The sequence below is a fragment of the Streptomyces sp. NPDC001380 genome (genome assembly GCF_042895785.1).
Taxonomy (GTDB): Bacteria; Actinomycetota; Actinomycetes; order Streptomycetales; family Streptomycetaceae; genus Peterkaempfera.
The window spans coordinates 1-11,729 of record NZ_JBIAWP010000047.1 but is presented as its reverse complement, the minus strand read 5'-3'; the positions used below and the strand labels follow the sequence as shown (position 1 = coordinate 11,729).

At 76.4% G+C, this 11,729-nt stretch carries 5 protein-coding genes and 2 pseudogenes; 4 read left to right on the top strand and 3 right to left on the bottom strand.

Annotated elements, in window-relative coordinates; translation table 11 throughout:
* Positions 1-189: 189 nt before the first annotated feature.
* The 3 genes and pseudogenes from ACFY07_RS28155 to ACFY07_RS28145 form a co-directional block, all read right to left on the bottom strand.
* Positions 190-2,936: pseudogene (locus ACFY07_RS28155) on the bottom strand (alkaline phosphatase family protein).
* Between the two features lie 4 nt (positions 2,937-2,940).
* Positions 2,941-4,311, bottom strand: a complete 1,371-nt coding sequence (locus tag ACFY07_RS28150) for an ABC transporter permease (protein ID WP_390872374.1) — start codon at positions 4,309-4,311, stop codon at positions 2,941-2,943.
* A pseudogene (locus ACFY07_RS28145) lies at positions 4,308-5,093 on the bottom strand (ATP-binding cassette domain-containing protein); the annotation flags it as partial. The pseudogene ACFY07_RS28145 and the gene ACFY07_RS28150, both read right to left, overlap by 4 nt.
* Positions 5,094-5,464: 371 nt before the next feature.
* On the opposite strand from ACFY07_RS28145, the gene ACFY07_RS28140 reads away from it, so the two are divergent.
* The 4 genes from ACFY07_RS28140 to ACFY07_RS28125 all read left to right on the top strand — a co-directional run bounded on the left by ACFY07_RS28140 (position 5,465) and on the right by ACFY07_RS28125 (position 11,559).
* Positions 5,465-7,231, top strand: a complete 1,767-nt coding sequence (locus ACFY07_RS28140; protein WP_390872373.1) for a SpoIIE family protein phosphatase — start codon at positions 5,465-5,467, stop codon at positions 7,229-7,231.
* Positions 7,232-7,578: 347 nt separating this feature from the next.
* Positions 7,579-7,782 (top strand): cold-shock protein, encoded by a 204-nt coding sequence (locus tag ACFY07_RS28135; RefSeq protein ID WP_230653608.1) that lies wholly within the window; start codon positions 7,579-7,581, stop codon positions 7,780-7,782.
* 389 nt (positions 7,783-8,171) lie between these two features.
* Entirely contained in the window at positions 8,172-9,692 is a 1,521-nt protein-coding gene (locus ACFY07_RS28130) for a DEAD/DEAH box helicase (protein ID WP_390872372.1), read from the top strand.
* A 370-nt stretch (positions 9,693-10,062) separates the two neighbouring features.
* The gene (locus ACFY07_RS28125) at positions 10,063-11,559 is read left to right on the top strand and encodes an MFS transporter (RefSeq protein WP_390872371.1); all 1,497 of its coding nucleotides are present in this window, start codon (positions 10,063-10,065) and stop codon (positions 11,557-11,559) included.
* Positions 11,560-11,729 lie beyond the last annotated feature (170 nt).

Sequence of the window (11,729 nt, the reverse complement as noted above, 5' to 3'; positions counted from 1 at the left end):
CGGGCCGGGCCCCCCCCCCCCCCCGCCCGCCCCCCCCCCCGCCCCGCCCGCCCCCCCCCCCCGGCCCCCCCGGGCCCCCGGGGGGCACGGGGGCGGGGCCCCGGCCGGCGGTGACGCCGGCCGGGGGCCCCTGGGTGCGGTCGGTCCGCAACGCTCCTGCGGACGTCGGCGCGGACGTCGGCGCGGACGTCAGCCGTCGGACTCCGGCGACGGGATGAAGGCGCCCGGCACGTCCTCCGGTGCGAAGATCCTGTCCTCGCCGGGGTACGGCTTCCTCCACCCGTGCGTCTGGTACCACGTGAAGTGGTCCATCTGCGCGGGGTTCGCGAAGTCGGGGACGGCGTCCGGCCCGGTCAGCCGCTGGTGCGACTTCCACCGGTCCCACTCCGCCGCGACCTGCCGCCTGTCCGCCGGCACGCTCGCCGACGGGGCGGCCGCCGCACGGGGGTTCTGCGGAGCCGGGGTGTCCGGGCCGCAGGCCGGCTGGGTCCTGAGGCCGTCGGTCAGCGGGATCCGGTTGGGCAGCGCGGTGAACGGCGTGCCGTCCGGCTGCCGGGTGAACGCCCCCTCCATCGGGCTGGCCGCGCTGTCCTTCTGGTTCATCGGGTGGATCCCGAGGATCTGCTCGATGGTGCGGATGATCGTGATCTGCGAGTAGTAGCGGCTGTCGACGGCGCCGTGCCGGGCCCAGGGGCTGATGATCTGGACCGGGGCGCGGTGGCCGTCGACGTGGTCGAGGCCCGCCTGGGAGTCGTCCTCGACGACGAAGACCGCCGAGTCCTTCCAGTACGGGCTGTGCGAGATCCCGTCGACCAGCCGGCCGACCGCGAGGTCGTTGTCCGCCACCTGGGCCGCCGCGCTCGCCGGGCCGCCGGTGTGGTCGTTGGAGAGCCAGAACATGTTCAGGTCCGCCGGACCGTTCTTCTCGAAGTCCTGCTTCCAGACCTCGTACTTGTAGACGTCCGGGACGTCGAGGTCGAACATGGGGAAGCCGGGCGCCGAGACCGCGTTGAGCGACGGGATCGCCGAGCCCGTCCGGATGGGGTACGCGGAGGGCCGGCCGGTGGCCGCCATGTCCTTGGCGTCGCAGTACAGGTTCTGCCAGGACGCCCCCGCCGGCTTGCTCTCGAACGACTGGAACTCGCCGAAGTCCCGCACGCTCCTCCCGGCCGCCTGCGCGCCGGTCCAGAGGAAGCCGGACCGCTGGTGTCCGAGGGCGTCGTTCTCGGTGTCGTAGCTGCGCTGGTACGCGCCGGCCGAGGACTCGGTGTACTCCGGGTCGTCGGCCTGCATCAGCCAGTTGTGCCCCTCGGCGGAGTTCGTGCCGACGTCGTACGTGTTGTCGTACAGTCCGAACTGCCGCGCCAGCGCGTGCTGGTTCGGCGTCACGTTCTCGCCGAACTGCGTCAGCGACGGGTCGCCGTCGCCCTGCGGCATGTCGCCGAAGACCTGGTCGTAGGTCCGGTTCTCCTTGACGACCAGGAAGACGTGCCTGATCGTCGACGGGTCCCCGAGCCGCTTCGGCACCGGCACCGGCCCGGCGCCGACCCCGTGCCCGGCGAGCTCCACGGAGCCGGCGGTCCAGCCGTTCTGCCGGAAGACCTTCGCCGTCAGGGACCTGATGCCGCGGTCGTCCGGCAGCGTGAACCACTGCACGCTCGACGTGGTGTCGCGGGTGCCGTGCCCGGCGGGGTTGTTCGGGCGGCGGGCGTCGATGCCGCGGGTGTTGGAGACCAGCACCTGGTCGCCGACGGTCGCCACCTCCGCGGGGAAGTAGTCCGTCGGGAGCAGGCCGACGTAGCTCACCGGCTCCTGCGGGCCCTTGTACCGGTAGACGGCGACCGCGTCGGCGCGGCCGAGCGTCACCAGGAGGAGGCCGTCGTCCGTGAGCGTCACGGCGGTCGGCTCGTAGCCCACCGACGCCTCCGGCCACGGCCGGGTGCCGATGGTCTGCACGACCCTGCCCTTGCCGGTGTCGATGACCGACACGTCGTCGGAGGCCGTGCCGGTGACGAACAGGGCCTCGCCCTTGGCGTACAGGGCGGTGGGGTGCAGGCCGACGTCGATGCCCGTGGGGGCCGCGTCCGGGTGCGCCAGGTCGATGACGCTGACCGTGCCGGTGGTGGCGGCGCCGGTCCGGGGGTCGGCCGGCACCCGGGTGCCGTACGAGTCGATGGTCGTGTCACCGGGCCTCGCCGGACGGCCGCCCTCGTTGCCGACGTAGAGCCTGTTGCCGACGAGGGCCATGCCGCGGGGCGCGTTGCCCACGGGCCAGCTCCGCCGGACGGCCCCGGTCGCCGCGTCGATGGCGACCACCCGGTCTGGCCGTTGACCGCGGCGTACACGGTGGAGCCGTCGGGCGAGAACACCGCCCGGCCGACGAGCGCGCGCCTGGAGCCGTCCGCCGGGACGGTGACGGGCCTCGGGTCGGAGACCGTGCCGTCCGGGCCGACCGTGAACCTGGTGCACCCGTCGGTCTGGCCCAGCCACAGCTGCCGGCCGTCGGGCGAGTACACGGGGCCCTCCTGGCCCACGGCGTTGCTGCCGAGGCGGGGCTGCGACGACGCGGCGGCGCCGACGACCTGCTGCACCCGCCGGGTCCTCACGTCGACGACGGCCAGCGCACTCCCGCCGTCGGCGAGCGAGGCCGCGAGGTGGGTGCCGTCCGGGCTGACCGAGGACGACATGATCTTGCCGTTGTCGATGACGAGCCGGTCGCCGTACGGGGCGATGTACTGGTCGCTGGAGACGACCCGCCCGTCGCGGGTGACCTGGCCGACCCGGTCGGTGCCGAACCGGTGCGTCCGGGCGTAGCCCACGCCGGCGGTGGCGGCGAGGACCACCGCGGTGGCGGCCGCCGTGAGGGTGGTCCGGCGGCCGGCGCGTCCGCCGCGCGACCCGGCCCGGACCGGCCGGCGGTTGCGGGTTACCTGCATGGGGTCATCCCTTCGAGAGGCGGAGCAGCCCGACGGTGCCGTCGAACTGCCAGAGCGGGTTCGGCGCGTCCCCGGCCGGGGTCCGCACCAGGAAGCAGCCGTTCACCTCCTTCGGTCCGTCGCCGTCCGCGACGAACCGCCCGTCCGAGGTGACGTCGAGCTGGTAGACGGCCGTCCCCGCGGCCTCGGCGCCGGGGAGGTGCCAGGTGACGACGCAGCGCCAGTCGTTGCCCGGCCCCCGGGCGGCGGTCCGGCCGCCGCCCCTGGTGCACGCCGCCGCGGTCCGCAGCTGCGCCTCGGTGACGTCGGGGCGGTTGAGCTGCCCGGTCTGCAGGCGGTAGAGGTGGGCGAACGCCGTGGCGACCGACCGTTCCACCTCCTCCCGCCCGATCCCGGAGCCCGGGGACGGGACCGCTGCGGTGACGGCCGCGACCGTGAGCGCGGCCAGTCCGGCCGCCGGCAGGAGCCCGACGGCGGCCGCGCGGAGCCCGGTGCCGTCGTGGGCCGGGCCGGTGAAGTCGCGCCGCAGGAAGAGCAGGTGGGCCGACGCGGTCGCGGCCACGGCCCACCCCAGGCCGACCGCGGTGGACACCAGGACCGGGCCGGCCTGCACCGGACTGGTGAACAGGCCGTTCCAGGCGGTGAAGGCGTAGCCGGGCAGGGCGAGGCGCACGGCGGCGGGCAGCGGCAGCATCTGGGCGAGCTGCATCGCGAGCGCGACGAGCGCGGGCAGCAGCAGCCCCGTCGGGGACCGCCCCAGCGCGACCGACCCGAGCAGCCCGACCGCGGCGAGGGCCAGGGTCGGGGCCAGGACGCAGACCCAGGCGAGGAGGACCGCCCCGGCGGCGTCCGCCGGGGCCAGCAGGTGGCCGTCGAGGCCGACCAGCGGGCGGTCGCCGGCCGACGCGATCCCGCCGGCCGTACCGGAGCAGGGCAGGCCGGCCACGAGCAGCAGGACGACGGTGAGGCCGGCCAGTGCCTTCGCGGCGAAGACCCGCCGGGGCGACCGGACCGCCACGAGCAGGTGGCGCCAGGTGCCGAGCCGGTCCTCGGAGGCGAACACGTCGCCGGCGACCACGCAGGCCAGCAGCGGGAGCACCCAGGTGCCCGCGAAGCCGAGCACCACCAGCGGCCCGGCCCATCCCGTGGCGTGCATCCAGCGGCCGAAGAGGGTGTCGACGGGGAGCGGGCCCTGCCGGCCCACCGCGGCGACGAAGAGCCCCGGCACGGTCCAGCAGGCGAGGAGCAGCAGGCGGATCCGCCACTGCGAGACCAGCTTGACCAGCTCGAAGCGGTAGACGCGCACCACCGGGACGCGGCGGGCGCCGGCGGTGCGGACGTCGGCGGTGCGGACGTCGGCGGCGGCCGCGGTCACCGGCCGGCCTCCTGCTGCCCGGTGAGGGCGAGGAACGCGGCCTCGAGCGGCGGTACCACGGGTGCGAGCCCCCGCACCGCGACACCCGCGTGCACGAGCCGCGCCACCAGTGCGTCGAGGGCGGGCACCGGCGCGTGCACGACGAGCGCCCCGGCTCCGCGCCGCGGCCCGGCGTCGTCGACGACCCGCACCCCGGCGGTGCCGGCCGCCAGCCGGTGGGCGGTCCGCGGGTCGGAGGTGAGCAGCCGGTAGTCGAGTTCACGGTTCTCGGCGGCCAGCTTCTCCGGAGGGCCGGAGAACACGACCCGTCCGGTGGCGACGACGGTGACCTCGGAGCACAGGGCCTCCAGGTCGTCCATCCGGTGGCTGTCGTCCATCCGGTGGCTGGAGAGCACGACGGCGGTCCCGTCCGCCGCGAGGCGGGTGAGGACACCGTGGACGTGCCTCGTGCCGGCCGGGTCGAGGCCGTTGGAGGGCTCGTCGAGCACGAGCAGCCGGGGCCGGGTGAGCAGGGCGGCGGCGAGTCCGAGCCGCTGACGCATGCCCAGGGAGAAGCCGCGGGCGCGGTCGTCGGCGACATCGGTGAGCCCGACCTGGCCGAGCACGTCGTCGATCCCCGCCGTCCGGGCGTCGAGGCCGCGGAGGGCGGCCAGCGCGGCGAGGTTCTGCCGGGCGGTGAGCGAGGGGTGGAGGCCGGGCCCGTCCACGAAGCCGGCGACACCGTCGGGAGCGTCGAGCGCCCGCCCGACCGGCGTCCCCAGGACCTCCAGGCGGCCGCCGCCGACACCGGCCCCGCCACGGCGCGGCTCGTCGACGGCCCGCGCGGCACGGTCCTGGCCCCCGGCGGCCGCGGGACACCCCGGCCGGACCCTCCGCGTCGGCGGGGCCCCGGCCGGTCAGGCGGACCCGGACCGCCGCCTCGCCCGGCGCCTGCCTCCCGTCGTCGCGGCCGTCGCCACCGTCGCCGGGGTCCTGCTGCTCCTCGCCCTGCGCGCGCCCCGGCCGTCGCCCTCGAGGCCGTCCTCGTGGACCCCGTCCCGGTCGGCGCCGCCGGCGGGGTCCTCACCGCACTCCTCCCCCGGGGCGGAGGCGGGAGCGGGGGCGGGGGCCGGTCGCGCACGCCGTCCGGGCCGTCGGAGAGGAGACTGGAGGGGTGAAGCTTCCCGCGGGTGTCCCGTACAGCCCTCCGCCGTGCCCCGGGCCGGCGGCGGGGGCGGACGTGTTCCGGGAGGTCTTCGCCGCCCTCGGCCTCGGCGTGTGCCTGGTGGACGCGGGCGGCGCGGTCCTCCTGGGCAACCGGGCCGCCGAGCGCCTGCTGGGCCGTCCGCCCGGGGGACTGGCCGGCCGGGACCTCCAGGACGTGGCGGGGACGGGCCGCCGGCCGGGGGACCGCCCGGCCGGGACCGCGTGCCGCCTGCGGGACGCCCTGCGCGAGGGACGGGCCGCCAGGTGCGACGAGGACGTGTTCCTGCGCGCGGACGGCGCGCCGCTGGAGGTCATGTGGACCTGCACCCCGCTGTCCCCGGCGTCCCCGGACGGCGGCGCGGTGGTGGCCTTCCAGGACGTCACCGCCCGGCGGGACGAGCGGGCGCGGCACGAGGCGCTGCTCGCGAGCGGGGAGCGGGCACTGCAGCGCGCCGAGGACGTGAACGCCGCGCTGGCCTGGCTGGCCGAGGTGACCATGGAGCTGGTGTCGGCGGCGGACACGGAGGAGAGGCTGGGGCGGCTGGCGCGGCTGCTGGTGCCGCGCCTGGCCGACCGGGCGGCGCTCGACCTGGTGGCCGAACCCGGCCTGGTGCGGAGGGCCGCCTGCGCGGACCGCTCCGGAGCCGTCGGGCCGGTGTCCGCCCGCGGCGCACCGCAGCAGTTCCGGGTTCCCCCCTCCGAGCCGCTGGGCCTGGTGCTGCTCGGATCCGGCACGCAGCAGTCCGCACCGGGCGCGGCCGGACCGGGCGGCGGCCCCCCGGCGCCTCCGGCGCCCCCGGTCCCCTCGCCCCCCGTGCGGTGGCAGGAGCAGCCCGGTCTCGGTGCGGCGGTCGCCCTGGTCGTGCCCCTGCGGTTGCGCGAGCACACCTACGGGGCGATGACGCTGGCCCGCACCGGTTCCGGCCGTGCCTTCACCCCGGCGGAGGTGGAACTGGCCGAGGAGGTGGGCCTGCGGGCCACGCTCACCCTGGAGAACGCGCGCCTGTACGCGGAGCAGGCCGACATCGCCGCGACGCTCCAGCGCAGCATGCTCACCGACCTGCCGCCCGTCGAGGGGCTGGAGCTGGCCGCCCGCTACCGGCCCGCCGGGCGCAGCGCGGAGATCGGCGGGGACTGGTACGACGCCTTCCCGCTGCCCGGCGGACCCCTGGCCCTGGCCGTCGGCGACGTCGCCGGCCACGACCTGCAGGCCGCCACCCGCATGGGCGCGCTCCGCAACATGCTGCGCGCCCTGGCCGTGGACCGCCCCGAACCCCCCGGAAGCACCCTGCACCGCCTGGACACGGTCATGAGCCACCTGGACGCGGCCGACTCGGCCACCGCGGTCTACGGCCACCTGCACCGGGCGGCCGCCGGCGCCTGGCGGTTCGACTGGTCCAGCGCGGGCCACCCGCCGCCCCTGCTCGTCCGCCCCGACGGCCGCACCACCCTGCTGGCCGAGGGGCACGGGGCGCTGCTCGGGATCCTCCCGGACACCCCGCGCCTCACGGCCGTCGTCCCCCTGCCGCCGGGCGCCACGCTGCTCCTCTACACCGACGGCCTGGTCGAGTCGCGCCTGCGGCCCCTGGACACCGGCCTGGAGCGCCTGCGGCGGGAGGCCGCCGTGCTGGCCGGCCTGCCCCTCGGCGAGCTGTGCACCGCCCTGATGGACTCCCTCGGGACCGCCGACGACGACGTCACCGTCATCGCCGTGCGCGTGCCCGCCAGGGGATGAGGGGCGACCGCCGCGCCCGGTCCCGGTCCCGGTCCCGGCGCCGTCGGCCGCCGGGCCGCCCGGCACGGTGCGGCGGCGGTCGGACCCCTGCGGCGCACGGGCCGGGTGCCCGCCCGCGCGCCGGGGACCTCGGGAGACGCTGCGGGAAATCCTCCGGCCGACTCCGCGGCGTGCTATCGTGGTCCCAGTTGCAGTTGTGGTTCCCATGAACTTGTGTGTGCGCCTGCTGGTTGTGACCACCCAGGCGCACTTTTGTTTTCCGAGGTTCTTTCTCGGCGGGGCGATCATCACGGCGACGCGCGGGACCGCACGGTGCGGCCCTGCGGCACTGCCCCGAAGGAGAGAACATGGCCACCGGTACCGTCAAGTGGTTCAACGGCGAAAAGGGCTTCGGCTTCATCGAGCAGGACGGCGGCGGCGCCGACGTCTTCGCCCACTACTCCAACATCAACGCCCAGGGCTTCCGTGAGCTGCAGGAGGGCCAGAAGGTGGAGTTCGACGTGACGCAGGGCCAGAAGGGCCCGCAGGCCGAGAACATCACCATCCTCTGAACCAGGGATGACGCGTGGCGCAGGCCACGCACCCGTCGCGGGCCCGCACTCCGGTGCGGGCCCGCGCACCGTGCCCGGGAGACCGGCCGGCCGGCGTCCGCCGCCGCCGCCCTCCCGGGCGCAGCCCGGCCCCGCGCCGCTCCCGGCGCCGGGAGGCCGGCTCAGGGCCCGCGGCCCGCCGCACACCGGTGACCCCGCCGGGGCCCCGCGCGCCCGCGCCGCACACCGCGGCGGCCGCACAGCGCCGCCGCCGTCCTCTGCACGAGAAGCATTCCGTACGGCTCCAACCGTCCACGCTTCGCCCCATTCACGGCCGTTCCTGCCGAGTTCCGCGTGCCGCATTCCGTGGATTCCTCCTCGACACGCGCGGTCATCGAGGAGAACTCCGCATGAATCGCGACCGCACCCCCCGATCGCCCGACCGCTTCCGCCGGAACCGCGCCGGCGGCCCGGGCTCCGGCTCCGCCCCCCGCCCCGCCTCCGGCCGGGCCCCCGAGCGCCGCCGGGCCCCCGCCGCGCAGGGCGACTTCGCGGTGCCGGTGTCCACCACGCCGCCCCTGCCGCCGGTGGACGCCTTCGGCGACCTCGAGATGCCCGCGCCCCTGCTGGCCGCCCTCACCCGCCAGGGTGTGACCACGCCCTTCCCCATCCAGGCGGCGACCCTGCCCGACGCCCTGGCCGGCCGCGACGTGCTGGGACGCGGCCGCACCGGCTCCGGCAAGACCCTCGCCTTCGGGCTCGCGATGCTCGCGCGCACCGCAGGACAGCGCGCCGACGCCCGGCGCCCCCTCGCCCTGGTCCTCGTGCCGACGCGCGAGCTGGCCCAGCAGGTCACCGACGCCCTCACCCCGTACGCCCATGCGGTGCGGCTGCGGCTGACCACCGTCGTCGGCGGCATGTCGATCGGCCGGCAGGCGCAGGCCCTGGGCCGCGGGGCGGAGGTCGTCGTCGCCACGCCGGGACGGCTCAAGGACCTCATCGACCGCGGCGACTGCCGGCTGGACCAGGTCCGCACCACCGTCCTGGACGAGGCCGACCAGATGACCGACATGGGCTTCATGCCGCAGGTCACCGCGCTGCTCGACCAGGTGCGGCCCGACGGGCAGCGCATGCTGTTCTCCGCCACCCTCGACCGCAACGTCGACCGCCTGGTGCGCACCTACCTCACCGACCCGGTCACCCACTCGGTCGACCCCACGGCCGGTGTGGTCAGCACGATGGAGCACCACCTGCTGCACGTCGAGGACGCGGAGAAGGGCGACGTCGCCACCCGCATCGCGGCCCGCGACGGGCGCGTGATCATGTTCCTGGACACCAAGCGCGCCGCCGACCGCATGGTGCGCCACCTGCTCGCCAGCGGCGTGCGCGCCGCGGCCCTGCACGGCGGCAAGTCCCAGCCGCAGCGCACCCGGACCCTGACGCAGTTCCGCGAGGGCCGCGTCACCGCCCTGGTCGCCACCGACGTCGCGGCGCGCGGCATCCACATCGACGGCCTGGACCTGGTCGTCAACGTGGACCCGCCGGCCGACCACAAGGACTACCTGCACCGCGGCGGCCGCACCGCCCGCGCGGGCGAGTCCGGCACCGTGGTCACCCTCGTCCTGCCGCACCAGCGCCGCGGGACGACCCGGCTGATGGCCGACGCCGGCGTCACCGCGCGCACCGCGCGCGTCCGGCCCGGCGACGCCGAACTCGCCCGCATCACCGGGGCCCGCACCCCCAGCGGCGTCCCGGTCACCGTCGCCGAGCCCGCCCCGGCCCCGAGCGCGACCCGCCGCCCGGCCGGCTCCGGCGGGCGCCGCGGCGGGCGCGGCAACGGCGGACGCGGCGGCAGCAACGGAAGCAGCAACGGCAACGGCAACGGCGGGCGCCGCTCCCCGGGAGCCCGCCGCTCGTCCCTCGCCGCCTGAGAACCCGCAGCCCCGGAGGGGTGGCGGTCCCGAAGCCGGGACCGCCACCCCTCCGGCGTCCTCCGGCCCGCCCGGCGTCCTCCGGCCCGCCCGGCGTCCTCCGGCCCTCCGGCCCTCCGCCCCTCCGGTCCGTCCCGGTCCGTCGCCGGACGAGGTGAACGTTTGCGTTTCGATCGGGTGAGGCGGTAGCGTCCCATGTGAACGAAACAGTTTCGTTCACAGAGCGTTTCCGCACGTGCGCAGCGGTGCCGGCCGGGAGCCCGGCTCCGGGCCCCGGCCGCTGCGGCATCCGCCGCTGCCACGGCGGCACCCGTGTGCGCGGTGACGGCAGACCGCCGGACCGCACGACCCCTTTCGAAGGGAAACCCGCATGTCAACGTCCACCGCCACAGGCGCCACGGCCGTCTCGGCCCAGGGCCGCGGCGGATCCCGGCACCGGTGGCTCGTCCTGGGCATGATCGCCCTCGCGCAGCTGATGGTGGTGCTCGACGCCACCATCGTGAACATCGCGCTGCCCTCGGCCCAGCAGGACCTCGGCTTCAGCAACGACAGCAGGCAGTGGATCGTCACCGCCTACTCCCTCGCGTTCGGCAGCCTCCTGCTGATCGGCGGCCGCATCGGTGACTTCTTCGGCTACCGCCTCACGTTCACGGTGGGACTCGTCGGGTTCGCCGCCGCCTCCGCCCTGGGCGGAGCCGCCGGGAACTTCGAGGTCCTCGTCACCGCCCGCGCCCTGCAGGGCGTCTTCGGCGCGCTGGTGGCGCCGGCGTGCCTGTCGCTGCTCAACCTCACCTTCACGGAGCCCCGGGAGCGCGCCAAGGCGTTCGGCATCTACGGCGCCGTCGCCGGCATGGGAGCCGCGGTCGGCCTGCTGCTGGGCGGCCTCCTGACGCAGCACCTGGACTGGCGCTGGTGCCTCTTCGTGAACGTCGCGATCGCCGTCCCCGTCCTGGCCGGCGCGCTCGCGCTGCTCAAGGGCAACGACCGCGCCGACGAGCGCCCCGCCCTGGACGTGGCGGGCGCCCTGCTGGTCACGGCCGGGCTGTTCTCCGTCGTGTACGGCTTCGCCAACGCCGAGACCAAGGACTGGGGACACCCGGGCACCTGGGGCTTCCTCGCCGCCGGCGTCGTCCTGCTGGCCGCGTTCGCCTGGTGGCAGACGCGCGCCGCCCACCCGCTGCTGCCCATGCGCATCCTGCTCGACCGCGACCGGGCCGCCTCGTTCCTCTCGCTGCTCGTCGCGGGTGCCGCGATGTTCGCGGTCTTCCTGTTCCTGACCTACTACCTCCAGCAGAACCTCGCCTACAACCCGGTGAAGACCGGTGAGGCGTTCCTGCCGATGGTCGCGGGCATCATGATCACGGCGGTCGGCGGCAACGCGCTCCTCGGCCCGCGCGTCTCGCCGAAGATCCTCGTCCCGGCCGGCATGGCCCTCGCCGCCGTCGCGCTGGCGATGCTCACCCGGCTCGACATGGACAGCCACTACGCGAGCGACATCCTGCCCCCGCTGTTCCTCATGGGCCTCGGCATGGGCGTGCTCTTCTCCTCCGCGATGAGCCTCGGCACCGCCGGCGTCGACCCGGCCGACGCCGGCGCCGCCTCCGCCAGCGTCAACGTGGTGCAGCAGGTCGGCGGCTCGATCGGGACGGCGCTGCTGTCCACCATCGCCGCCCGGGCGGCGGAGTCCTACCTGCAGGGCAAGCGCCCCACCCCGCAGGTGCTCGCCCAGGCGGGCATCGAGAGCTACTCGGCCGCGTTCTGGTGGGCGGCGGGCCTGTTCGCCGTCGGCGCCCTCATCGCGGCCGTGCTGTACCGCCGCGGCGTGCCCGAGGCCGCCCGCACGCAGGGGCCCGTCGTGCACATGTGACCGCCCGACGGTGTCCGGCCGGGCCGGCACGGCCCGGCCGGACACCCCCTCCGGGGCGGCGCCCCCCCCGGGGCGGGCCCCGGGGGGGGGGCGCCGCCACCCCCGCCCAGGGTGTTAATGTGACCCCCCAGTACACCTCCCACCCCCCCCGCCCCCCCGGGGCCCGGGCC

What these genes read in the sequence shown, in the direction of transcription:
- ACFY07_RS28130 (WP_390872372.1), top strand. Translation starts at nt 8,172, where the DNA reads ATGAATCGCGACCGCACCCCCCGATCGCCCGACCGCTTCCGCCGGAAC.
- ACFY07_RS28135 (WP_230653608.1), top strand. Translation starts at nt 7,579, where the DNA reads ATGGCCACCGGTACCGTCAAGTGGTTCAACGGCGAAAAGGGCTTCGGC.
- ACFY07_RS28125 (WP_390872371.1), top strand. Translation starts at nt 10,063, where the DNA reads ATGTCAACGTCCACCGCCACAGGCGCCACGGCCGTCTCGGCCCAGGGC.